Raw genomic sequence first — 25,279 nt, forward strand, 5'->3', positions numbered from 1 at the left:
ATGGGATGTGGAAGTTGTTCTACAGGTGGCGGTTGCGCCCCCTCAGGCTGCAAAAGTAATGGCTCATGCCTTACTGGAGGTTGTCAGAAAATGGAAGTTTACGATTGGCTGTCTAATTTGGACATGCCTTCTAATTATAAACCTTTCGAGGTTATAGAGGTTAAATTCAAAGGTGCGAGAAAGGAATTTTATCTGAATACTGATAATATTTATCTGGAAATCGGGGAACTGATTGCGGTAGAAGGTTCTACTGGCGGATATGATATTGGCCATGTCTCTTTAACGGGAGAACTGGTGCGTATGCAGATGAAACGCCGTAAAACACCAATGGATCAGGTGACCCGCAAAGTCTACAGAAAAGCGACAGAAGCTGACGTAGATAAATGGAAACTAGCTAAAGACCTGGAATGGGAAACCATGCACAAGGCCCGTACGCTGGCTCTTGACCTGCGTCTTTCGATGAAAATCAGTGACGTGGATTATCAGGGTGATAAAACCAAAGCAACTTTCTTCTATACTGCTGAAGGGCGGGTAGATTTCAGGGAGCTGATTAAAAAAATGGCTGAAACTTTCCGCATCAGGATTGAAATGAGGCAAATCGGAATGCGTCAGGAAGCTGGAAGATTAGGTGGAATTGGGTCTTGCGGACGTGAATTATGCTGCTCTACCTGGTTAACTAACTTTAAAACAGTTTCTACTGCTGCTGCAAGATATCAGAATCTTTCATTGAACACTTTAAAACTTGCCGGACAATGTGGTAAGCTGAAATGCTGTTTAAACTATGAGCTGGATACTTATCTGGATGCTTTAAAGGATATTCCGGATCGCGTAGAAAGTCTTCAAACAGAAATCGGGACAGCACGTCATCAAAAAACAGATATTTTCAAGAAATTAATGTGGTTTAGTTATCCAAATCAGGAAGACTGGATCCCATTGAAAGTGGACCGTGTGAAAGAAATCATGGCCATGAATAAAAAGGGGCAGAAGCCTGTTAATCTAAAAGATGAAGCGGTGGAATTAGCAACGACAGTTTTTGTGGAGAAAATCCCTGATTATGAGAATGTTGTTGGTCAGGATAGTTTAACCCGTCTGGACGATAAGCCAAGAAATAAAAACGCAAAGAATAACAATAACAGGAATAAAACGAATGCGCCTAACAGGCCTGAACGTGGTGTAAAACCGGGACAGCCTGCAGTTAAGGCGGGTCAGCCATCCGTTAAGCCAGGGCAACCAGCTGTTAAGCCAAACCAGCAAACTGCAAAAGGAGGCCAGCCGGGTGTAAAACCTGGTCAACCAGCTCAGAAAGCTGCACAGCCAAACCAGAAACCTGCTGAAAACAGAAGGAATCAAGAAGTGAAAAAAGCACCTGAGGCTGTTAAAACAGAAGATGGGGAAGTTGTTAAAGCCCCTTCTGCCAGCAGAAACAACAGGTCGAGGAATAACCGCAGACGTAACAAACCAACGGATAAGCCAAAGAATGAAGAGAATTAAGATTTTTGTATTGTTGTTTTCCGGCGTACTGGCAACAGGACTGCTGGGATGTAATACAAATAACCTGATTGATACGAACGAAGAAATGCCTCAGCGCAACTGGAGCTATGTCAATAAGATTAAGGGCACTGCAGAGATCAAAGATCCTGCAATGCCTGTATCTCTGCATTTTAAGCTCAGACATACTGCAGATTACAGATATGCTAATATTTATATTTTAATGCACCTGAGTGGCCCTGGTTTGCCTAAAATCACCAGACGTTATGAATATAAACTGGCCGAGTCTGACGGGCAATGGCTAGGTAAAGGTTCGGGGAATTTATATACTTCTGTTCTCCCGTTGCTGACTAATTACCATTTTCCGCAAGCAGGGAAATATACCATTGAAATTGAACAGAATATGCGCGATAATCCTTTAAAGGAAATCAGCGATGCAGGAATTACCGTTTCCGGGGTTCCAGTAAAATAAAAACATATTATTGCTATTTATTAAAGAATCCGGCTGTTTACAGAGCCGGATTTTTTGTTGATTTTATCTGTCAAGTAATTTCAGTATAAGATATAACCTATCCGCAACCGCTATAAAACTCTTGTTTTTTATAAGACGGGCAATAATTGCTCTAAAGCCATACCTCTTGACCCTTTTAATAAAACAAGGCTGTCTGTTATTGGATTCGCTTTCAACCAGGCTTCAGCTTCCTTCGGGGTGTTAAAAAACAACCCTTTAAAAACATCTTTTAAAGCATAAAAATGCTTGCCGATTAAAATGACGGTATCTAATCCTGATTTTTCTGCTAAAGCAGCTATCAAATGATGTTGCTGCTCAGTTTCCGGGCCCAGTTCAAACATATCACCGATAATAGCAACTTTATTTTTGGCCTCCAGCATAGAGATATTGCCCAGCGCTGCGGTCATGCTGCTTGGATTAGCGTTGTAAAAGTCACAAATGATGGTATTCGTTGCCGTTTTAGTCAATTGTGAACGGTTATTATTCGGAAAATATGCTGCTAAGCCTCTATTGACCTGATCCGGGTTAAGCTCAAAGAAAGAAGCGATGCAAATTGCAGCCAGGATATTTTCGAAATTATAGGCCCCTGTCAGGTTTGCCTTAACTTTAAAAACTTCCTGCTTTTTTTTCCAGCTTAATTCAATCAGCGGATCTGATTTCAAAAGTTTTCCGGTCACGGAATTCTCTCCTTCGGTTCCATAATAAACCAGGTGAGTTAATCCGGCAACACCGCTCATTTCCATGATGTATGGATTGTCTCTGTTGATAAAAGCTATACCATCAGCATTTTTGAGATAAGTAAATAACTCGGCTTTCCCTTTTTTCACTCCTTCAAAGCCTCCAAACCCATCCAGGTGGGCCATCCCGATATTCGTAATCATCCCATGAGTAGGCTGAGCAATAGTGCATAAAAACTCAATCTCTTTTTGGTGGTTGGCACCCATTTCAATCACAGCGATCTCTGTACCCGGTGCAATCGCTAAAATTGATAAAGGAACGCCAATATGATTATTCAGGTTACCTTTTGTAGCAAAGGTTTTATATTTTTCACTAAGTACCGCATTGATCAGTTCTTTGGTGGTTGTTTTTCCATTACTCCCAGTCAGGCCAATAATAGGGATATGAAGCTGTGTACGGTGGTGGCGGGCTAAATCCTGCAAGGCAGTTAAGACATCCTCAACCAATAAACAGGAAGCATTGATCTGGTATTCCGCATTGTCTATAATCGCATAGGCAGCACCTTGTTTTAAAGCTTCTGCTGCAAATGTATTGGCATCGAAATGCGCCCCTTTCAATGCGAAGAACAAACAGCCCGCACTAATATTCCTGGTGTCAGTACAGATCACCGGGTTTGACAGGTAGTGTTGATAAAGAGATTCAATTTGGGACATGGCGTAGGTTGTTGTAGTAATCGTTGGTAAAATTACATTATGGATTACAAACAAAAAATATTCTTTAGTACTTTGGTGTTAAGAAATCGTTTAAATTTAAACAGCCTCTAAATTAACTTATTATTAACAACCTGAATAAACCAGCCTGATGAAGAAAATTACGCTCTTATTTTTATCGTTATTCATCTGCTTTACGGCTATTCAGGCACAGATAAAATCTCCGGATATATTTCTAGGCTATCCATTAGGCACAAGGTTTACCCCGCATTACCAAATTCTGGCCTATTTTAAGTACCTGGCGGGAGCGGATAGTAACATCAAGCTCATCAATTATGGGAAATCTTATGAGAACCGCGAGCTGCTGGCAGCTGTTGTCTCCTCAAAAGAGAACATGAGTAATCTGGAACAACTCAGGAAGAATAATTTAAGTTTGAGTAAGGCAGAAGGCGGACAACTCAATCTAAGTAAACAGCCAGCTATTTTATGGTTAAGCTATAATGTTCATGGAAATGAAGCCAGTTCGTCAGAAACGGCTATGAAAATGCTGTATACCTTAGCTGAGGGCGTAAACCGGCAGACCAGAGATTGGCTGAAAAATACGATAGTTATTATCGATCCTTGTTTGAATCCTGATGGAAGAGAAAGGTATATTAATTATTATACGGGGGTAGTGGGACTTACTCCTGATGCGAACCCTCTTTCCAGAGAACATATTGAGCCCTGGCCAGGTGGTCGTCCTAATCATTATTATTTTGATCTTAACCGCGATTGGGCCTGGCAATCACAAATTGAAACACAGCAACGCCAGGTTTTGTATCATCAGTGGATGCCTGAAGTCCATATAGATTTTCACGAACAAAGTTATAACGAGCCCTACTATTTTGCACCTGCTGCCGAACCGGTACATCAGGATATCACGGCCTTTCAACGTGAATTTCAAGTTATAGCAGGAAAAAATAATGCCAGATATTTTGATAAAAATGGATGGCAATACTTTACTAAAGAACGATTTGACCTGTTATATCCTTCTTATGGAGATACCTATCCTTTATATAATGGGGCAATTGGAATGACTTATGAGCAAGGTGGAATTGGCGCTGGTTTAGCTGTGGTGACCGCTAACGGTGATTCTTTAACTTTAAAAGACAGGATAAACCATCATCTCACAACCGGGCTTGCTACGCTCGAAACGGTATCTGATAACAGCTACAGATTGGTTGCAGAGTTTAAGAAATATTTTACGCAAGCTGTTGCTTATCCTCCCGGGACTTATAAAACCTATGTGGTAAAAGCTGATAATATGAGCAGGATGAAAAAAATGGCTGCTTTGTTAACAAAGAATAATATCCATTATGCTTTTGGCGGAGATAAGACCATAACGGGATTTAATTTTGGAACAAAAAAGACCGCGATTTTCAGGCCAGGCAGAAATGATATGGTCATTAGTCTTAAACAACCCGCTTCTGTTCTCGCTAATGTTCTCTTCGAGCCTCAAACGATGGTTACTGATTCAAATACTTATGACATTACCGCATGGGCATTACCATATGCTTACGGTCTGAATGCTTTTGCATGTAAAGAGGTATTTACTGGTGAATTCCAGGAACCTGAAGCCCGGAAAGATAGCGTGCAGGTTTTAGTGAAGCCTTATGGATGGGTTTTATCATGGGATGCAGTTGAGGACGCTCAGATTTTGATCGCACTGCACCGGGCAAATATTAAGGTGCGTATTGCGGAACAAGCTTTTACTGTTGGAGGAAAAGTTCGTCAGGCAGGATCATTATTGATTTACAGAGCTGAAAATGAAAAGCAAAATAAATTCATAGAAGCAGCTATTGCTGCGCTTTCTAAAAAATATAGAAAACCCTTCTTTGCTATTGCTGGTAGTTATGTAGAGAAAGGAAAAGATCTGGGCTCTTCTGCTTATCCATTACTCCCTGTGCCTAAAGTTGCGATGGTTGCTGGCCAGGATATTTCTGCGCAAAGTGTTGGTGAAGTCTGGCACTTTTTTGAGCAGGAACTAAATTACCCATTGAATATTATGTCAGAACAAAGTATTGGAAGCTTAAACCTGGCGACCACTAATGTCCTGATTTTACCTGATGGGGCCTATATGCGCAGGAATATGGAGAAATTGGAAGATTGGATTAACCTTGGTGGTAAAGTGATCCTGCTGGAAGACGCAATTTCCAGCGTGGCAGGGATTAAGCCATTTGAAATCAGGAAAAAAGAGTTTCCTGCTGCTACAGCAAAGGATGGTTTTTTTCGGAGTTATAATGAGAAGGACAGGGACAATGCGGCAGATGCTATTCCTGGCGCTATTTATAAAGTTAACCTGGATAAGAGTCATCCTTTTTCTATTGGGCTGGGAGAAGTTTATTATACTTTAAAGACGGATGACAAGATTTACGAGCCTTTACTAAAGGGTTGGAATGTTGGCGTGCTGAAGCAAGACGCCTATGTCACTGGAATTGCTGGCAAAAATGTGCAGGAAAAGCTGACACAGGGAATGCTATTTGGGGTACAGCCGGCTGGTAAAGGAAATATTGTGTATCTCTCCTGTAACTTGTTGTTCCGTTCATTTTGGGAAAGTGGCAAACAGCTTTTTGTGAATACAATCTTTCTCGTTTTCTAAATAGCGCTTAAACTGGTTGATACTTCAAGAAGTATTGTTTTCTTTATGTCATATTTTAAGAGGTTTCCAGTGAGGTTTGTTCATAAGAGCCGTAAAAGGCAGAAAGTCATTTCCATAGGACGCTCCATGCTGAATGACATAAATGGGTGTTCCTTATCTTTTGTCCAATCCAATAGATAAGTGTACAGATTTACTGTGATATACGGTTTAAAAATAGCGCAGTTCCGGGGTGAATTATTGTTTTTTTAAGATTGTTTTTTTTGAGATAATTCATTTTTGCTAAAAACTAAATCGATTAACAGGAAATTTTTTAATAGTAAACTGGCTGATAACCGATTTTTGGTTAACAACCGGGGTGAAAGGTTGCACTCATGTTTCCTTTTATTAAACTGTTTTTACAATAGTGTAAACAGCTACACGGGAAATTGGCTCTTTCTGTCACATTTATTGGTAAATTTCGGGTTTATAAAGTGCCCGTTTCGAAGATGAAATATCCTTTTACCAGCTCTAATGCCGGTTTATGATTTTTATGTTACAACACTCAAAAAAGGAGTAAAAAAATAATAATAATAGTTTTTTAGTTTATCTTAGATGCTAATTAACTTATTAACAACCTAGACAAATATTTTTTATGAAAAAACTTATACTAAGTTTATTCTTGTTCCTATGCGTTGCAGTAGCTGCAATGGCTCAGGACAGAACAATAACTGGTACTGTGACAGGAAAGGATGACGGGCAGCCCATTCCTGGTGTCAGTGTAAAAATCAGAGGAGCTCAGGGTGGAGCACAATCTGGATCTGACGGAAAGTACGCAATCAAAGTTCCAGCAGGAGCTACAGGCCTTGAATTCAGCTCACTAGGCTATATCAATCAGATTGTTGAACTTAAAGCAGGTAATGTAATTAGTGTTAGCCTTGCAGCTGATACTAAATCATTAAGTGAAGTTGTCGTTACAGCAAACTCGATCAAGAGAGAAAAGAGAACGTTAGGTTATTCTGCGCCAACTATTAAAAACGATGAATTGACGTCGGGCGGGAATCCAAGTGCCATTACTTCTTTAACTGGTAAAGTAGCTGGGGTAAACATTACTTCAAGTTCAAATACTCCAGGTAGTTCATCCCGTATCGTTCTTCGTGGTGGATCTTCTATTAATGGAAATAACCAGGCGCTGATTGTTATTGATGGTGTACCTGTCGATAACTCTAGTATTACTGGTGGTAGTGCAGCTGGTAGTGGTGATGACAGATCAAGTGTCGACTTTGGTAACAGAGGAAACGATATTGCTCCTGATGACATTGCTTCGGTAACGGTATTAAAAGGCCCTGCTGCTGCGGCTCTTTATGGAGCGCGTGCATCTAACGGTGCTTTGATTATCACTACAAAAAGTGGTGCTAAAGGTGCTGATAAAACTTCTATTACTTTTAACACTTCCAATACATTCTCTTCTATTTTAAAATTACCTAAATTCCAAAATCAATATGGACAAGGTTATTATGCAGTTGGTGATGATGGTGAACCTGAAGTTATTAATGGTGTTCAGCAATATGTGAATGATCCAAGAGAAAATGGTAGCTGGGGTGCTCCTTTTACAGGAACTGTACAGCCTTGGGGACAAGAGATTGACGGTGTTCGTCAGCAGAAGCCTTATTCGGCAGTTAAGGATAACGTTAAGGATTTCTTTAAAACAGGATTTGCAACAGATAACAACTTGAGTTTCTCTGGTGGTTCTGATAAGTCTACTTTTTATTTAGGTTTAAATTCATTGAATTCTAAAGGTGTTTTTCCTGGAAAAAGTAACGATTACAATAAGTATGGTGTAAGGTTTAACGGTAACACAGACTTCAGTAACAAATTTTCAGCAGGTGTTAACTTCAATTATACGAATGTAGCCAGTACCAATGTTGGTGGTGGACAAGGTGGTTCTTCAGTATTGAATAACGTATATCAAACACCAAGAGATATTGATTTGAGTAGCTTGAAAGATTTAGGTAACAAATATAATGGTTATGGATATACAGGTGCAGATGGAGTAGTTCATGATGATCTGTATGGTTATTACGGTGCTTATACACTGAATCCATATTATGTTTTACAAAACTTTCAAAATACGGATAACATTAGCCGTGTAACTGGAAATTTCAATATTGGTTACAAGCCTACAACGTGGTTAGATGTTAAAGAAAGAGTTGGTATTGATACTTATTCAGACCGACGCAGATTAATCGCTCCAAAATATAGCTTTAGTCCAGCTGATACCGGTAATATGTATGATCCGGATGGTAATAAACAATCAAATGTTGGATCATATGAAATAGATCAGTTCAATGTGACTGAATTGGTGCATGACTTAATGGTTACCGCACGTCATAAATTTAATGATGATTTTGAAGGATCATTAATGTTAGGTAATAATATTCGCCAAAGATCAAGCAACATTAATCAGACTGCTACAAATAATGGTTCTGGTTTAGTTGTTCCTGACTGGTATAACCTGGGAAATAGCAATGGTCCTGTTAATATTATAACTGACCAGATCAGCAAAAGAAGATTAGTTGGTTTATATGCAGATTTAAACCTTTCGTACAAAAACTTAATTTATTTAGAAGCAACAGCCAGAAATGACTGGTCTTCAACATTGCCTCCACAAAACAATTCATTCTTCTACCCTAGTGTAAGTGGATCATTCGTTTTCTCTGAATTATTGAAAGGTTCTTCAGTAGCAGACTGGTTGACTTATGGTAAAGTTCGTGCGAGTTGGGCTCAGGTTGGTAATGATACTGATCCTTATCAATTGGCTACTAATTATGTTCGTGGAAATGTTAACAGTGCTTTCGGAGGTACAACTTTCCCTTTTAACAATGTACCAGGTTTAATGATTGACAATGTTATTGGAAATGCTAACCTTAAACCTGAAAAAACATCATCTTTCGAGGTGGGTACAGAATTGGGTTTCTTTGATAACCGTTTCTCAGTAGATTTCAGTTATTATAAAAACAAATCTAAAAATCAAATCTTACCTGTTCCAATTCCTAATTCAACAGGTTATGCTTTCAGTGTGTTAAATGCTGGAGAAATCCAAAATAATGGTGTTGAGTTAAGCTTAAGAGGTACTCCAGTAAAAACTACTGATATTACCTGGGAAGTTTACGGAACTTACACTAAAAACAATAGTAAAGTTGTTTCTCTTTTACCTGGAGTTGATCAGGTTACCATTGGTGGATTTGGTGGAATGGGTATTGTTGCTGCTGTTGGCAGACCTTATGGTGAATTCTATGGGGTTACTAACCAGACTGATGCTCAAGGCAGAACTATTGTAAGTAAATCAAGCGGTTTGCCTCTTCAAACTAAAAGCGCTCAGTATTTAGGTAGTTACAATCCAGATTACCAGGCTTCATTGGGAACAACTTTCAAATACAAACAAGTATCATTAAGTGTGTTATTTGATACTAAACAAGGTGGTAAGTTTTTCTCGAGAACTAAAGATATCTTAAGTTTCTCAGGAGCTGCTGAAATTACAGGTGGAGACAGAATGAATGTGATCTATCCTAACTCTGTTTACATAGAGAACGGTGCTTCAGTTGTAAATACTACTTCGACTTATAACAAACAAGATTATTACACTGGTAGTGTTGCTCCTGGTGTAAACGTAATCGATGCTTCTTACATTAAACTACGTTCTGCAAGTATTGCTTATCAGTTTACTAAAGATCAGTTAAGACGTAGTCCTTTTGGTGCATTAACTATTGGATTATATGGTAACAACTTATTCTTATGGACAGCTAAAGAGAATGTATATGCAGATCCTGAGATCAACTCTTCAGGTGCTTCAAATGCACAAGGATTTGACTTCACTGCACAGCCATCTGTAAGAAATTATGGTATCAATCTAAAAGTTTCATTTTAAAAATTACTCATTATGAGCGCAAAGTATATATTTAATCCTAAGAAGTTGTTGCTTCTTGTTTTTATTGGCGTGGTAGGTTTATCAGGCTGTAAAAAATTCTTAGACGTTAACCAGGATCCTAATAAACCCAGTACTGCAGATCCTAACTTATTGTTACCTGTTTCACAGGTTGCTGTTGGTACAGTAGTAGGAAATTATTTCCAGGTTTATGGTAATATCTGGGGTCAATACTGGACACAAGGTCCAAGTGCGAGTCAGTATAGATCAATTGAACGTTATAATGATCCGAATACTGCTTTCGATCAGGTATGGAACCGTATTTATACCAAAGCTTTAATCAATGCACAACTAATCATTGATAGTAAAGTAGGCGGTGTTGAGCAGACAAAAGGTATCGCTTATTTAACTAAAGCATATACTTTCCAGCTTGCTACTGATGCATTTGGTGATATTCCTGTTGGAGATGCCTTGCAAACTACTAATCTATCACCTAAGTATATTGCTCAGGCTGCTGTTTATGATAGCGTTTTCAAGTATATAGATAAAGGTATTGCTTTAATTGGTGTTGCGAATGCGGTTAAACCTCCGGGTTCTCAGGATGTGGTTTTTCAAGGTGATATGGCACAGTGGAAAGCTTTCGCTAATACTTTAAGACTTAAAGCTTATTTAAGATTAACAAACATTGACCCTGCTAAAGCTAGCGCAGGTATAGCTGCATTATATGCAACCAGCCCTGTTTTCCTGACTAAGGATGCGTCAATTAAATATAGCTCTACTGGTGGTAATGATAACCCACTTTATAGTGAGATCGTTGGTTTAGGTAAACCACAGAATCTTGTTGCGAGTGCAACAGCTGTGGATCAATTTGTTGCAAATAATGATCCTAGGGTTCTTCAGCTTTATGTTCCTGTTTCAGGAACTACTACTGTTACAACTTTAGTGCAAGGAACTTTTGCTCAATTTCCAACAGCTGTTGTGTCTACTCCTTCTGCTTTAGTAGGTGCTAGTCCTAACAATGCACAATCAGCGCTTGCTCCTGTTAAGCTTATCTCTGCTTCGGAAAGTTACTTCTTGCAGGCAGAAGCTGTAGCAAGAGGATGGGCAACTGGTGATGTTAACGATTTATTTGCAAAAGGAATTAATGCAAGTTTTGTTGCAACCGGAATTACTGATCCTACTATAGCTGCAACTTACATTACTACTGCAAGAGACGGACAATTAGCTTTAACAGCAGCAGCTTCGCCTGAGGCAAAAGTAAAAGCGATTATCACGCAGAAATATTATGCATTGTGTGGATTCCAGGGCTTTGAGGCTTGGTCTGAATACCGCAGAACAGGTTATCCTGATTTCCTGATCATTTCAAAAGCTGCACCAGCGGGTACTACTATACCGCCAAGAAGAATGCTTTATCCGAACAGTGAATCTGTTACTAACTTAAATTATCCTGGTACCATTGCTTTAAATGTTCCAGTTTGGTGGGGTAAAAAGAACTAAACAAAAATTATCCTGTAAAAAAAACGGCTATCATTTGATAGCCGTTTTTTTTACAGGATAATTTTTGTTTATAGTTATTGATAAGATAGGTTTACTTCATAGTCATTTACAGCTATTAAAGCGGTTCTTCCGATAATCAATGCATGATTGTCAGGGATGTGCCCAACAGGGAAGTTAAAGCAGACCGGATAATCGTATTCCCGGACAATATCCATGATCAGCTCTTCTGGCGTCTGTCCAAAAGGAATCTCCTGTGGTTCGATCTTATTAAACGCTCCGATAATTAATCCCTTTAAACGGGCCAGTTTCCCGCCGCGTTTCAACATACGCAACATTCTGTCTATGGCATACTCATGCTCGCCGACGTCTTCCAAAAATAAGATCTTGCCTGAATAGTCCATTTCTGAAACTGAACCTTGCATGGCAACTAACAGGGACAAGTTCCCGCCAATTAAAACCCCTTCTGCTTTACCGGAACGATTTATAGCTGTACTGGTATAAGTATACTGAAGCTCTTCCCCAAACAATGCTTTTCTCAGTGTCTCTAAAGATAAGGGAGTTCCGGCTTCAAAAGAGGCGGGCATCTGTCCGTGAATACTCTGGGTATCGAATACCGCCTGGATATGAGAAAGTAAAGCGGTTGTATCACTGAAGCCAGCTAACCATTTTGGATTTTTAGTGAACCTGGTAAAATCTAATTGATCAATAATCCGGATACCTCCATAGCCACCTCTTGCGGCAAGGATTGCTTTAATGTCCTTGTCATCCAGAAACTTTTGAAGATCTGCGGCCCTTAATGCATCATCTCCCGCGAATTGAAAGTGATCCGCATGGATACTTCTTCCCTGGATAACCTGGAGTCCCCAGGTCTCTAACAGCGCAATGGCAGGCGCAATAGATTTCTTTAATTTGTTTGCAGGACAGACGATCGCAATCTTGTCTCCTCTTTTTAAATGCGGAGGTTGAATATTCATAGATAATTGTTAAGCACTTACAAAAGAATACAAATAGTCTTGAATTATGGTAATATAAGCAAACAGTTTGCCTGATAATTTGTTTGAAGGGTTCTCGTTAAAAATGGGGTGTTAAATCAGCTTGTTGTAATTCTAATTTTTCTTTATAGTTATATGTGTATTTTCTTTTTGGATTATAATTATTCTTCTGGTGCTATGGGTGGTGAATATATTATTTTAAATGCGATAACTTAAGTTCGAAATCTGTTTTTATACTGATTAATCGTTTTTTCTTAAAATCATCTGATTGCAATGTTTTCTTTTTAATTCTGGACAATCATATAGAGGTATAGGAATAAGCGTTGAACGTGATAATTAATTATTTATTGTTGTTTTTTCTTGATTTTACTATTCTAAAGGTTAAATATATCGCTATTTTAACTAAATATTGTTTCTTTATTAAGATGTTCGTCACCCCTAATGATTTATTGTGCAGCACTTTAACGTTTTAGTCATTAAATTGTCATAATGATCTTTTTGAGTGATTTTTACAGCTTTTCTCTAAGCTAATCGGCTATCTTGGATTAATTAACTAAACTAAACACCAAAGAATTTATGAAAAAACTTCTACAAAGTTTGTTCGTGATTATGCTTTTTGCAATTCCTGCAATGGCTCAGCAACGAACAATTACCGGTACAGTTACAGGCAAAGAAGATGGGTTGCCATTGCCAGGCGTAACTGTGAAGGTTAAAGGAACTACCACCGGAACAAGTGCTGCGGCAGATGGTAAATACTCCATCAAAGTACCTGCTAACGCAAAAGAATTAGAATTCGTTTCTTTAGGTTACATTCCTCACACTAGAGCTATCGGCTCTGGAAATGTTATTAATGTATCTCTTTCTGCAGATTCAAAGCAATTAGGAGAAGTAGTTGTAACAGCTATGGGTGTAGTAAAAAGCAAGAGAAGTCTTGGATATGCTACTCAAACAATTAAAAATGATCAGCTTGTTGACAGAGGTGACGGAAACATTTTAAATGCTTTGCAAGGAAAAGTTGCAGGTGTTGAGATTACCGGAGCCAGCGGTAGCGCAGGTGCATCTACAAACATTGTTTTACGTGGTATGTCATCTTTTTCTGGAAGCAATCAACCATTATTTGTGGTAGATGGTATTCCAATCAGTAATGACCTGGATCAAACAGTAAGTACTTTGTATGGTAACCAACCAGCAAACAGGGCTTTAGATTTAGATCCAAACAATATTGAATCGATTAACATCTTACAAGGACCAGGTGCTGCTGCATTATATGGTTCAAGAGCTTCAAACGGAGCAATTGTGATCACTACTAAAAAAGGTAGCGGCGGAATCGGAAAATTGTCTGTTGCATTGAACAGCTCTTATGGAGTTCAAAATGTTTATGGTTTCCCTAAATTACAAAATGAATACGGACAAGGAGCAAGTGGTTCTTTCAATGCAATTTCAGGTAACTCATTAGGCCCGAAATTTGGAACTACTCCATCTTTGGCAAATGGCTTAATCGTTGCACCAGGTACGTCTCCATATGTTAATGGAGTTACTTATAAACCAGGTGACGTTATTCCTTACACAAACTTCCCTGACAACATCAAAGATTTCTTCACACAAGGTCATACCTGGGATAATAATCTTTCGATAAACAGTGGAGATGCTAAAAACTATTATTCATTCTCTATAGGAAATTCAAGTACTACAGGTATTCTTCCGGTTTCGGAATTCAAAAAAACAAATGCTGCTTTTTCTGCGTCTTCTGCTTTATCAGATAAGTTGACTGTCGCTGGAAGTATTAATTATTTCAATACTTTACAAAATGGTGCAACGACTCAGGGTAACGGAGCAGGAAGTACAATCTTCGGTTTATATGGTGTAACAAGAAGTACTGATCTTGATTATTATAAAAATAACTATACAAGACCAGACGGTACCAATAACTGGTATGTTCCAGGAAGAGATAATCCATTTTATTCTGCGAATGAAAATACATTTACAAGTAACCTGACCAGGTTTTTGGGAAATGTTACTGTTGGATATGATGTATTGGATTGGTTAAATGTAAGTTACAGACTTGGTTTGGATACTTATACTGACAGAAGAAAACGCTATATCACAATTGGTTCAACTCAGGCTACAGGATCTGCTGGAGCTATTCAGGATGATACATTCTTTAGAAATGAGCTGAATGGTGATTTAATCATTACCGCTAAGAAAAAGAATATCTTTACTGATGGACTGAACATGACTGCCTTATTGGGTCAGAATTTTAACCAGAGAATTTATCAGAATGTCTCTGCATCTGGTTTAGGACTTGCAATTCCTGGTTTTACGAATGTGAGTAATTCAACTAATTTTACAAATACTACTGAATTTGATACTAAAAGACGTCTTTTGGGCTATTATGCTCAGCTCTCTTTTGGCTACAATAACTATTTGTTCTTAGAAGCAACAGGACGTGTTGATCAGTCTTCCACGCTTCCTACAAATAATAATACTTATTTCTATCCATCTGTTTCCAGTAGTTTTGTTTTCACTGATGCATTTGATATTAAGTCTGATGTCTTTTCTTTAGGAAAGATTCGCGCTTCCTTTGCAAAAGTAGGTAGAGATGCAACTCCTTATCAGATTCAGGATACCTACCTGAATGGTTCTTTTGGAAATAATACTTCTAGTGTTTCTTTCCCTTTCGGCCCAACTGCAGGATTTGGTGCAAATACCCGCATCGCAGCTCCTAATTTGAAACCAGAATTTACTACATCTTACGAAGTAGGTGCAAACTTTGGATTCTTCAAGGACAGACTTACTTTTGATGCGACTTTCTACTCTCAGGGAAGTAAAAACCAGATTGTGAATGTGGCATTACCAGCATCTTCAGGTTACCAAAGCCAAACTACCAATATTGGTCAGTTAAGAAACAGAGGTGTTGAATTAATGTTGAACGGAAGTGCTATAAGAAGCAAAAATGTATCGTGGGATATCTCAGCTAACTTCTCTAAAAATGACAGTAAAGTTATCTACATAGCACCAGGTGTTACTTCATTCGGGATTGCAGGTGACTCTTTTACCGGTGTAACTCCTTCTGTTTATCAAGGCCAGCCTTTTGGTGTGATTGTGGGTAGTAAATATCAACGTAGTCCATCAGGAGAACTGATCGTAGATCCAAATACTGGTTTATATAACTCTACATTAAATGCAAATCAGATTATTGCTGATCCAAACAGAAAATGGACTGCAGGTATTACCAATACTGTAAGATTTAAAAACTTTACTTTCTCAGGATTAGTTGACTTCAAAAAAGGAGGCGATATCGTTTCCTGGACAGCTTCTACTTTAAGACAGAATGGTTCTCTTGAGGTTACTGCTGTTGACCGTGAGCAACCACATATTTTACCTGGTGTAATTCAAAACAGCGATGGAACTTTCAGACCAAATAATATTCAAATTCCTGGCCAGACTTACTGGAACGGTGGTTTTGGTGGAATTGGCGGCGGTGAATTCAACGTATTTGATGCAACTACTTTGAGAATAAGAGAAATTACTTTAAGCTATGATCTTGCTGGAAGTGTTTTAAAAACAAAAGCTATTAAAAATATTCGTTTAACAGTTTATGGAAGAAACCTTTATTATTACGCACCAAACAGCCCGGTTGATCCAGAGTTAAGTACTCAGGGAGCTGGAAACATTCGTGGATTGGAACTGCAAAGTGCTCCAAATACAAGGAATTTTGGCGCTAGTTTAAGAGTTACTTTCTAATGAGAATATTAAAAAATATAGATATGAAAAAGACAATAGTACTTGCATTATGCACGCTCTCGCTTGCGTCCTGCAAAAAATATACAGATATAAACCAGAATCCAAATGCACCAACTGATGTTCCGGCAAAAGTACTTTTGCCGACTACAACAATTGGTCTGGGATTTACAAATGCAAATGAGCTGGGAAGAGTTTCTTCCATCCTAATGCAATATAATGCAGGGATAACCAACTCCTCGCTTACTTATGATTCTTATAATTACGAAGGCTCATTTAATAACCAATGGGATGGTGAGATCTATGCCGGCATTGTAAGTAACTTAAGAATTATTATTAAAAATAATGAGGCGACTAATCCTGCTTATTCTGGGATTGCTAAAATTCAGTTAGCCTATGTTATTTCTATGGCGACAGATTTATGGGGAGATGTTCCTTATTCTCAGGCAGGATTCGGTTTGCAATTTCCTCAACCACGTTATGATAAGCAAGAAGATATTTATCAAGGAAATTCTGCTTTAGGAATTACTGGTCTTTTTGACCTGGTAAAAAGCGGAATTGCTGATTTAAATAAAACTTCAATTTTGGTTCCTGGTACAGTAGATGATCTTGTTTATGGCGGTGATCTGTCTAAATGGAAAAGAGCAGCGAATTCATTGTTATTAAAATTCGCAATTACTGTTTCCAATGTAAGCAAGCCATTAGCAACCTCTACAGTTACTGCTGTTTTGGGAAGTGCTGATGGAGTTATCGATGATGGAAAATTTGATTTGGCAGTTCCTTTCACAACTTCATTGAATAACCAGAATCCGATGTATGTTTATGATATCTCAGGAAGTTTCAAAAATAATGAGATGTTAAGCTCTCGCTTACTGGCTTTATCGAGATCGGTAAATGATACAGTTAGACTGGCTAAATTCTATACTAAACCAGGAGGTAAATTCACTGCTTATGAAAACGGTGCGAATAGTGCTGCGCCAACTCTTGCTACCCGCTCTATCTATAATACTTATGTAGTAGGTGCAAATGGTGAGGCTCCTGTAAGATTGCTGACTGCTTTCCAGACTAAATTTAACTTGGCAGAAGCGGCACTTACTTTAGGAACTGCTGGTGATGCAAATGTATTGTACCAGGCAGGTATAACTGCTTCTATGGCTAAAGCAGGTTTGACTGCTGCAGAAATCAGTACTTATTTCACAAACAATCCAACTGTCGTTAACTTAACTGGAACTACTCAGGATAAATTGAAACAAATTATTACTCAAAAGTATCTATCTTGGGTTGGTAATGGTTTTGAAGCTTATAACGATTACAGAAGAACAGGATTTCCTGTGTTAGCTTTAGCGTTAAATGTTACTGGTGGTGATAATCCATCTGTAATCCCTAAACGTTTGCCTTACACTACGACTGAAGGAAATGGTAACCCGAATCAACCTAAGCCTCGTCCTAAGACTGATCAGAAAGTTTGGTGGGGATTATAAGATATTAAGTAACTATTATAAATGAATATTATGAAATTATATATAAAATCAATATTATCCCTGGGTGTGATTATTACAATGGCGATGACTTCTTGTAAGAAGGATAACGTTTCATTAGTGAATAATTTTCCTGACGTTCCTGTAACGGTAACGAATAAAATCGGGATTTTCACTGCTCCTGCAGTTAGTACTTCGCTTTCAGGCGGCGGTGCTATTAAAGTTATTCTTGAGATTCCTGCAAGTTCAGGAAGAACAATAAAGGAAATAACAAAGGTAGCAGCAGGTACAGCTTATGGAAGTGTACAGGCTACAACAGGTTTGTATGTTACAGGACCAATAGCTGGTACGGGAACTACTTCGATCACATTTAATACAACTTTAGCAGAGTATACTGCAAAAACAGGCTTAGCTGCACCAACTGCTGCAACAGCAGGTACTGCAACCAGCTTTCTGGCTAGAAACTTTTACTTCATGATCACTTTAGATAATGGTCAGGTAATCGTTCCTACTTATGTAAGAGTGTATGTAGATAAATAGTAACACTATTTTATTCTTTAAAAAGGGTGCCTGATGTTTCGGGCACCCTTTTTATGTTTTATTAAATCTTGCTTCCGGGCTGTTTAATCAGGGTCAAAAATCTTATCTTTGATAAAATAATATAAATAGTTTTGGATAACAGTAAGATAAAAAGATATACCGTTACGGCGGCGTTACCCTATACGAATGGTCCGGTACACATTGGGCATTTAGCTGGTGTTTATTTGCCTGCTGATACTTATGTACGTTACCTTCGTTCAAATAAAAGAGACGTTAAATTTATTTGTGGTTCTGATGAAAATGGTGTACCCATTACATTAAAAGCCAAAAAAGAAGGTGTTACTCCACAGGTTGTGGTTGATAAATATCATAAAATCATAGGGGATTCTTTTAAAGAGTTCGGTGTATCTTTTGATATCTATCACCGTACTTCTTCTGAGATGCATCATGAAACGGCATCTGACTTCTTTAAGACTCTTTACGATAAAGGTATTTTTACGGAAGAAGTAACGGAGCAGTATTATGATGTGAAAGCACAGTCTTTTCTTGCTGATCGTTATATCACCGGAACTTGTCCGAAGTGCGGAAATGAAAATGCATATGGTGATCAGTGTGAGAATTGCGGAAGTACGCTGAATGCAACTGACCTGATTAATCCAAAATCAACTTTATCTGGTGAGCCTCCGGTTCGCAGAGAGACAAAAAACTGGTTCTTGCCGTTAGAGAAATATGAAGAACAATTAAGAACTTATATTGAAGGTCACAAAGAGTGGAAACCAAATGTTTCTGGTCAGTGTCAAAGCTGGTTAAACGCAGGTTTGCAGCCAAGAGCTATGACCAGGGATCTGGACTGGGGCGTAAAGGTTCCGGTAAAAGATGCTGAGGGCAAAGTCTTGTATGTTTGGTTTGATGCCCCGATTGGTTATATCTCAGCGACGAAAGAATTGTTCCGTTATGCTGGTGCGGAAGGCCAGAATCCTAAGGCTGATGAATATTACCTGAACAAGGATAATGTAGTGGAGGGGAAATGGGAAGATTATTGGAAAGATGATGCGACCAAATTGGTACATTTCATTGGAAAAGATAATATTGTATTCCATTGTATCATTTTTCCGGCGATGTTAATGGCGCACGGAGATTATATTCTTGCTGACAATGTTCCTGCAAATGAATTCCTGAATTTAGAAGGACAGAAAATCTCTACTTCTAAAAACTGGGCAGTATGGTTGAATGAGTACCTGGTTGAGTTTAAGGGTAAGCAGGATGTATTACGCTATGTTTTGACTTCAACTGCACCTGAAACCAAAGACAATGATTTTACCTGGAAAGATTTTCAGGCCAGAAATAATAATGAATTAGTTGCTGTATTAGGCAACTTCATTAATAGGGTAGTTGTATTGACGCATAAGTATTTTGAGGGCAGGGTGCCTGAGCTAATGACGTTAAATGAGCAAGATCAGCAAGTGATTGATGAACTGGCTTTATATCCTTCAAAAATTAGCGCTTCTATAGAGACTTACAGGTTCAGAGAGGCATTAACTGAGGTGATGAACGTAGCACGTTTAGGAAATAAATACCTGGCGGAGACTGAGCCATGGAAGGTTATTAAAACTGATGAAGACAGGGTAAAAACTATTTTAAATATCAGTTTGCAGATTGTTGCTAGTCTGGAGATTTTAATAGAGCCATTTTTACCGTTCACGGCGGAGAAATTAAGAGGAATGTTGAACCACGAGGCACATTTGTGGGGAGATGCTGGTAAAATTGATTTATTGCAGCCAGGTCACCAGCTGAATGAAACTGCTTTGTTATTTGAAAAGGTTGAGGATACTGATGTTCAGGCTCAGATCGATAAGTTAAACCAGAGTAAAGTTGATAATATAGCGGCTAATGTAGTGGTAGCTCCTGCTAAAGAGAATATAGATTTCGATCAGTTTAGTGCAATGGATATCCGTGTAGCGACAATAATCGCTGCTGAAAAGGTGGAGAAGACCAAGAAACTGTTAAAACTTACTTTAGATACAGGTTTGGATGAGCGTACGGTTGTTTCAGGAATTGCAGAGTATTTTACTCCAGAAGAAGTAGTTGGTCAGCAGGTTAGCTTATTGATCAATCTTGCTCCGAGAGAAATTAAAGGAATTTTATCTCAGGGCATGATTTTAATGTCTGAAAATTCAGATGGAAAACTTACTTTTGTGTCGCCTTTACAAAACCATGTAAGTGGAAGCGTAATCAGGTAGTACAGGTCCCGTAGTTCAACGGATAGAATAGAAGTTTCCTAAACTTTAGATATGAGTTCGATTCTCGTCGGGACCACAAAAGCCTTTAGATTATTTCTAAAGGCTTTTTTTATATTCAGTATTATTCTCCTATTAGCGGTTTTTTGAGTTGAAAGCAAATGACTGATGCCTTTAGCCTCACCTTCTTTTGCTAAAACCGTTAATCCTGTTCATAATAATCAAAGGGAAAATTCTTACCTGGGATACGTTATCCAGGGTTATTACTGCTAATGTCAAGATTTATACAGTAAATGGAGACCTTATTCGTATAAGCAGTAAGCTTACAAAATAAAGATTAACCACTTTAGAATCACAATTAAGAAGAGCCGCCGTAATGTGGCTTTTCTTGTCAATACAAAATGAGCGTAAAGACAATATATACAAAATATCTTATGGTGATATATTAAGTAATTAATAGGTGTATTTATATGATTTATAATCCTAAAATATCAATATATGAAAAAAACATTAACCGGAGCGCTGTTCATGTCAATGTTTCTAAGCTTCCCAACATCTTATTCTTTTGCGAAAAACAATTATTCCTGTTCATAGTAATAAACAAGCAAATTCTTATCTGGGTTACATTGTCCAGGGTATTTATACTATTTCCATATTTGGAGATCTTGCCACTAATAAAGTATCAAGTGTAGACGTTTATGAAACTGCTACAAGGAATGGTATTGCCATTGATAACGTACAAAATGGGGGTGTTTTCGTAACTAACGGTGTTATCCGGGTTAATATTAAGATTTATACGGTAAGCGGAAGGCTTATTCGTGTAGTGGGTAACCTCACACCATAGATTTTATTACTACTCATCAGAACCACAACAAGAAAAGCCACCGTAACGTGGCTTTTCTTGTTGATTAGCGTATGATTGCTAAGCTTACGCTTAAAGCGTTGCCATGTCAATTACAAATCTGTAACGGACATCGCCTTTTAGCATTCTTTCGTAAGATGCAGTAATATCTTTAATATCAATTACCTCAATATCAGAAACAATATCATGTTCTGCACAGAAATCAAGCATTTCCTGAGTTTCAGCTATACCGCCGATACCTGAACCTGCAACACTTTTACGGCCACCTAATAAAGAGAATGGCTGAATCGCATATGCTTCAGATGGAACACCAACACAAATATGTGTGCCATTTGTACGCAATAAGGAGATATACATGTCCATATCGTGTACTGCAGATACCGTATCCAGGATAAAGTCAAATGAGCCCTTTACAGCTTCAAGTTGAGCAGGATCTGAAGTCACTACAAAGTGATGTGCTCCTAATGCTTTTGCAGCTTCTTCTTTTGCAGGAGAAGTGCTTAATACGGTTACTTCAGCACCGAAAGCCACGCCGAACTTAACGCCCATGTGTCCTAGCCCACCTAAGCCTAAAACTGCTAATTTATGGCCCTTACCAACTTTCCAGTGACGTAAAGGTGAGTAAGTAGTAATACCTGCGCAAAGTAATGGTGCTGTTGCTGCCAGGGATAATTTCTCAGAGATGTGCAATACAAATTCTTCACGAACTACAATTGTATTAGAATAACCTCCATAAGTTGGTACTCCTGATCTGTCGTTGTTATTATAGGTCTGAGTACTTCCTTCAAGGCAGTATTGCTCCAGTCCATCTTTGCAATTTTCACAAACCTGGCAAGAATCGACCATGCAGCCAACGCCAGCAAGTTCCCCTGCACTGAATTTTTTTACGTGTTCACCAACTTTTACAATCTTGCCTACGATTTCGTGTCCTGGTACCATTGGGAATATACCCGGAAACCAATCGTTCTTAATCTGGTGAAGGTCGGAATGGCAGACGCCACAATAAGAGATTTCAATTTGAACGTCATGCGGCCCTACTTCCCTGTGTTCAAAGTTCCAGGGAGCTAAGTCTGTTTGAGCATCTTGTGCTGCATATCCTTTGGCTTGTATCATGGTTAAGATCTTATGTTTTATATTATTATTCAAATGTATAACCTGTAGTCCGGATCATAACTACAAAATTCAAAGCAATAATTATAATTTTCAAAGAGTTTTGCGTAATGCCATTGGAGTAATGCCAGTATGCTTTTTGAAAAAGTTATTAAAGTAAGAAGCATAGTCAAAGCCCAGGCTCCTGGCAATTTCTGCTACATTCCAGTCGGTATGGGTAAGCAGTGATCTTGCTTCAGCTAATATTCTGTTATTAATATGAGTTGTGGTTGAATGTCCTGTTACCTCACTTAACGCGGCATTTAAATGATTGACATGTATAGCTAGTTGATTTGCATAGTCACTTGCTTTTTTGAGCAGGAGTGTGTATTGCTGCGAATCTACAGGGAATTGTCTCTCCAGAAGGTCTAAGAATAGCTTGGCAATACGGGAGGAAGCTTTTTGAGGGGTAAAATAAGCAGCCGCAGGTTGCATTTTTATCGCTTCATGAATAATAAGGTTCAGGTAATTGCGAACAAGATCATTCTTATGTATATAGTCGCTCTCTTGCTCTAGTTTCATTCTGATAAAGATACTGGTCAGGTGATCAGCTTGCTGATCAGTCAGGAAATAGATAGGGTCTCCCCCAGGCTTAAATAGATTAGAATCTTCCAAACTGTGCATACGTCCGTTTTCCTGAAGGAATTCTTTAGTAAAAACGCAAAAATGGCTGATGTTAGCTTCATGATCACCTTCCCATGCATAAGGAATCATCGGGTTGGTAAATACCAGGGCAGGCCGATTTATTTCTATCGCTTTGTTGGCATAATACAGCATGCTATTGCCAGTTAGTTTCAGTGTGATTTTATAGAAATCGCGGCGATTATAAGAAGTCAGGCTGCAACTGGCTGTGCAGGTATTTGCGACTCTGAATTGAGTACGTTCAGTTTGTATATTGTCCAGATATTGGTCGGTAATACCAGTTTCCTCTATTGAGCTCATATGCAAAGTTAAATATTTCAAAGAGAAAAGCCCTGGAGCATTTCCTCAGTCCGGACTTTTCATCAGTATATATCAACTCTATTTAATTATTAATCAGGTGTGGAATGAAACAGGATGTGTTTCCGGTAATCAAACTATCATCTTCCCGGATTCCCATGCCCGAAGGTTGCTGACCAATAATCCATGATCCAATAATTGGGATTTTACTTTCGAATCTGGGGATGTTGAAGTTTTGCTGACAAATGAAACCCTCTTTGCCATAGATACCTCTGGTTTCCTCTACTACTTGTCCATTTTTAACAATGCTGATGTTTGCTCCTTCTCTGGAATAGATTGGCTTCTTTACATAATCATTCAATCTGTTTTCTTCTTCAAAATAGCATTCCAGGATATAAGGACAATTAGGGTATAGCTTCCATAAAATGGGTAGTATAGCCTTATTAGAAAGGATCATTTTCCAGGCCGGTTCAATCCAGTATACTTCAGGATTTAAGAGTAGCTGATCGAAAAACGGCTCATTAACCATCCATTCCCAGGGATAAAGTTTGAAAATGTTCTTAATCTCCTGATCTTCTAAATCTACAAACTCACATTCTTCCTGATTCCAGCCGATATCATCAATGAAAACAAGTTTTGTTGGTATACCAGCCTGAATTGCACAATCTCTCATGTATTCTGCTGTTGTTAAATCTTCCAGTGATTGCTTAACGCAGGTAAAATGTAAAATCCCCTCATGAAGATAAGGTTTCAGATATTTCCAGTAATCAACCAGGCGTTCGTGTACGGAGTTGAATTGATCTTTATGAGATGCGAAATCCAGTAGCCAGAACCATTGGACAATGCCTGCTTCAAATAACGAGGTTGGTGTATCTGCATTAAACTCAAACAACTTTAAGTCTGTTCCGTCAAAACCGAAGTCAAAACGCCCGTAGATAGCAGGAACATCATCATTCCAACTCTTTTCTATAATTGCTATAGCCTGATCATGGATAGCGAATTTGGCATATAATTTATGGTCTATAACATACTGCACTGCTTCCAGGCACATGCCCCAGAGTTCGGCTGTAGCTGTTTCAATTTTATTAACTTCTGAAAGAGAAAACTCATAATAAGCATTTTCATTCCAATAAGGAACATCTGCCGTATGAAAGCCAAAGCCTAGTTTTTCTACTGAGGCTTGCCAATTATTTCTTGGGATAATAGTATGTCTTTGCATTACGAAGAAACAGAAAATGAATGTGAGCCCCCAAACCCGCCTCTTATTGCTGCGCCTTTCATACTGGATCTGCCAATGTTAGAGCGTTTAGAGAGTGAGGAAGAATAATAACCAGAGTGATGATAGCTGCCTCCATAATACATGCCATATGGCCTGAATGCATAGTACCATAGAAATGGTGAGAGGTGCATGCCCTGGGTATGTGTATAATTTGCAGTCGTATCAGAGCGCATATACACTTCATTTGAGTCCCAGTCTGGTTTAGGCTTACTGCAGGAAGCCAGCGCTGCGGTAATAAGCACCAGGTTTACGACTTTTGATTTCTTCATATTAATTAACTGTAATAAAGAGCTGGTAGTTTTTTTTAACTTTTAAAGTGGTATCCTGGCCAGAACTATTTTCTCCCTGTTCAGTGGAGAGCCCGAGTGAGGGGATTGTATCTAACCGTGTTACTCTTTTGACATCTTTGTTCTTAACCCAGAATATATTTTCAGTCTTCATTACATCTAGTGAATCATTCAGGTGCGAAATGTGAACTTTAGTTTCTACTGATCCGCTTTTATCTACTTCTTTAACTTTATCGTCATTTTCCTCTTTACAGGCCATAAAGGATAGCATAAGGATGGCGAGTACTAATTTTTTCATGGATTGAATTTGATCTATTAATTGCTGAAAGATAAGAAATCTAAAATATCATAC

At 38.5% G+C, this 25,279-nt stretch carries 17 protein-coding genes and 1 tRNA gene; 11 read left to right on the top strand and 7 right to left on the bottom strand.

What is annotated here, in order from left to right; genetic code table 11:
* Together ricT and ABIB30_RS05050 are read left to right on the top strand one after the other, a co-directional pair.
* Window positions 1-1,491, top strand: a complete 1,491-nt coding sequence (gene ricT, locus ABIB30_RS05045) for a regulatory iron-sulfur-containing complex subunit RicT (protein ID WP_354299824.1) — start codon at window positions 1-3, stop codon at window positions 1,489-1,491.
* Window positions 1,478-1,960, top strand: coding sequence for a gliding motility lipoprotein GldH (locus tag ABIB30_RS05050; RefSeq protein WP_354299826.1), 483 nt, complete (start codon window positions 1,478-1,480; stop codon window positions 1,958-1,960). Before ricT ends, ABIB30_RS05050 begins: the two co-directional genes overlap by 14 nt.
* Window positions 1,961-2,088: 128 nt before the next feature.
* Here ABIB30_RS05050 and ABIB30_RS05055 read toward each other — a convergent pair whose 3' ends face one another.
* Window positions 2,089-3,444 carry a UDP-N-acetylmuramoyl-tripeptide--D-alanyl-D-alanine ligase gene (locus tag ABIB30_RS05055; protein ID WP_354299828.1) on the bottom strand — a complete coding sequence of 452 codons (1,356 nt, stop codon included), beginning with the start codon at window positions 3,442-3,444 and terminating at the stop codon, window positions 2,089-2,091.
* Between the two features lie 94 nt (window positions 3,445-3,538).
* Between ABIB30_RS05055 and ABIB30_RS05060 the strand changes: the two genes are divergently transcribed.
* The 3 genes from ABIB30_RS05060 to ABIB30_RS05070 all read left to right on the top strand — a co-directional run bounded on the left by ABIB30_RS05060 (window position 3,539) and on the right by ABIB30_RS05070 (window position 11,423).
* Window positions 3,539-6,025 (top strand): M14 metallopeptidase family protein, encoded by a 2,487-nt coding sequence (locus ABIB30_RS05060; protein WP_354299830.1) that lies wholly within the window; start codon window positions 3,539-3,541, stop codon window positions 6,023-6,025.
* A 631-nt stretch (window positions 6,026-6,656) separates the two neighbouring features.
* Window positions 6,657-9,929, top strand: a complete 3,273-nt coding sequence (locus ABIB30_RS05065) for a SusC/RagA family TonB-linked outer membrane protein (RefSeq protein WP_354299832.1) — start codon at window positions 6,657-6,659, stop codon at window positions 9,927-9,929.
* A 12-nt stretch (window positions 9,930-9,941) separates the two neighbouring features.
* Entirely contained in the window at window positions 9,942-11,423 is a 1,482-nt protein-coding gene (locus tag ABIB30_RS05070; protein WP_354299834.1) for a SusD/RagB family nutrient-binding outer membrane lipoprotein, read from the top strand.
* Window positions 11,424-11,497: 74 nt separating this feature from the next.
* Here the strand turns inward: ABIB30_RS05070 and ABIB30_RS05075 are convergent, their stop codons facing one another.
* Window positions 11,498-12,397 (bottom strand): S66 peptidase family protein, encoded by a 900-nt coding sequence (locus ABIB30_RS05075; RefSeq protein ID WP_354299836.1) that lies wholly within the window; start codon window positions 12,395-12,397, stop codon window positions 11,498-11,500.
* A 594-nt stretch (window positions 12,398-12,991) separates the two neighbouring features.
* Between ABIB30_RS05075 and ABIB30_RS05080 the strand changes: the two genes are divergently transcribed.
* From ABIB30_RS05080 to ABIB30_RS05105, 6 genes are all read left to right on the top strand, one after another.
* Window positions 12,992-16,159 carry a SusC/RagA family TonB-linked outer membrane protein gene (locus ABIB30_RS05080; protein ID WP_354299838.1) on the top strand — a complete coding sequence of 1,056 codons (3,168 nt, stop codon included), beginning with the start codon at window positions 12,992-12,994 and terminating at the stop codon, window positions 16,157-16,159.
* Between the two features lie 23 nt (window positions 16,160-16,182).
* On the top strand, window positions 16,183-17,637 hold the full coding sequence (locus ABIB30_RS05085) for a SusD/RagB family nutrient-binding outer membrane lipoprotein (protein WP_354299841.1): 1,455 nt from the start codon (window positions 16,183-16,185) through the stop codon (window positions 17,635-17,637).
* Between the two features lie 30 nt (window positions 17,638-17,667).
* Window positions 17,668-18,174 carry a hypothetical protein gene (locus ABIB30_RS05090; protein ID WP_354299844.1) on the top strand — a complete coding sequence of 169 codons (507 nt, stop codon included), beginning with the start codon at window positions 17,668-17,670 and terminating at the stop codon, window positions 18,172-18,174.
* A 131-nt stretch (window positions 18,175-18,305) separates the two neighbouring features.
* Entirely contained in the window at window positions 18,306-20,414 is a 2,109-nt protein-coding gene (gene metG, locus ABIB30_RS05095; protein ID WP_354299857.1) for a methionine--tRNA ligase, read from the top strand.
* Between the two features lie 4 nt (window positions 20,415-20,418).
* Window positions 20,419-20,490, top strand: a tRNA-Arg gene (locus tag ABIB30_RS05100).
* 486 nt (window positions 20,491-20,976) lie between these two features.
* On the top strand, window positions 20,977-21,255 hold the full coding sequence (locus ABIB30_RS05105; protein ID WP_354299859.1) for a hypothetical protein: 279 nt from the start codon (window positions 20,977-20,979) through the stop codon (window positions 21,253-21,255).
* Window positions 21,256-21,345: 90 nt separating this feature from the next.
* Here ABIB30_RS05105 and ABIB30_RS05110 read toward each other — a convergent pair whose 3' ends face one another.
* From ABIB30_RS05110 to ABIB30_RS05130, 5 genes are all read right to left on the bottom strand, one after another.
* Complete coding sequence (locus ABIB30_RS05110; protein WP_354299861.1) at window positions 21,346-22,386, bottom strand: NAD(P)-dependent alcohol dehydrogenase; 1,041 nt, start codon at window positions 22,384-22,386, stop codon at window positions 21,346-21,348.
* Between the two features lie 90 nt (window positions 22,387-22,476).
* Window positions 22,477-23,364, bottom strand: a complete 888-nt coding sequence (locus tag ABIB30_RS05115) for a helix-turn-helix domain-containing protein (RefSeq protein ID WP_354299863.1) — start codon at window positions 23,362-23,364, stop codon at window positions 22,477-22,479.
* 82 nt (window positions 23,365-23,446) lie between these two features.
* A complete protein-coding gene (locus tag ABIB30_RS05120) occupies window positions 23,447-24,580 on the bottom strand; it encodes a glutathionylspermidine synthase family protein (RefSeq protein ID WP_354299865.1) in 1,134 nt (377 codons plus the stop codon).
* Window positions 24,580-24,909 carry a hypothetical protein gene (locus ABIB30_RS05125; RefSeq protein WP_354299867.1) on the bottom strand — a complete coding sequence of 110 codons (330 nt, stop codon included), beginning with the start codon at window positions 24,907-24,909 and terminating at the stop codon, window positions 24,580-24,582. Before ABIB30_RS05125 ends, ABIB30_RS05120 begins: the two co-directional genes overlap by 1 nt.
* A gap of 1 nt (window position 24,910) precedes the next feature.
* A complete protein-coding gene (locus tag ABIB30_RS05130) occupies window positions 24,911-25,225 on the bottom strand; it encodes a hypothetical protein (RefSeq protein WP_157288024.1) in 315 nt (104 codons plus the stop codon).
* Window positions 25,226-25,279 lie beyond the last annotated feature (54 nt).

The organism is Pedobacter sp. UYP1, assembly GCF_040547305.1.
Taxonomy (GTDB): Bacteria; Bacteroidota; Bacteroidia; order Sphingobacteriales; family Sphingobacteriaceae; genus Pedobacter.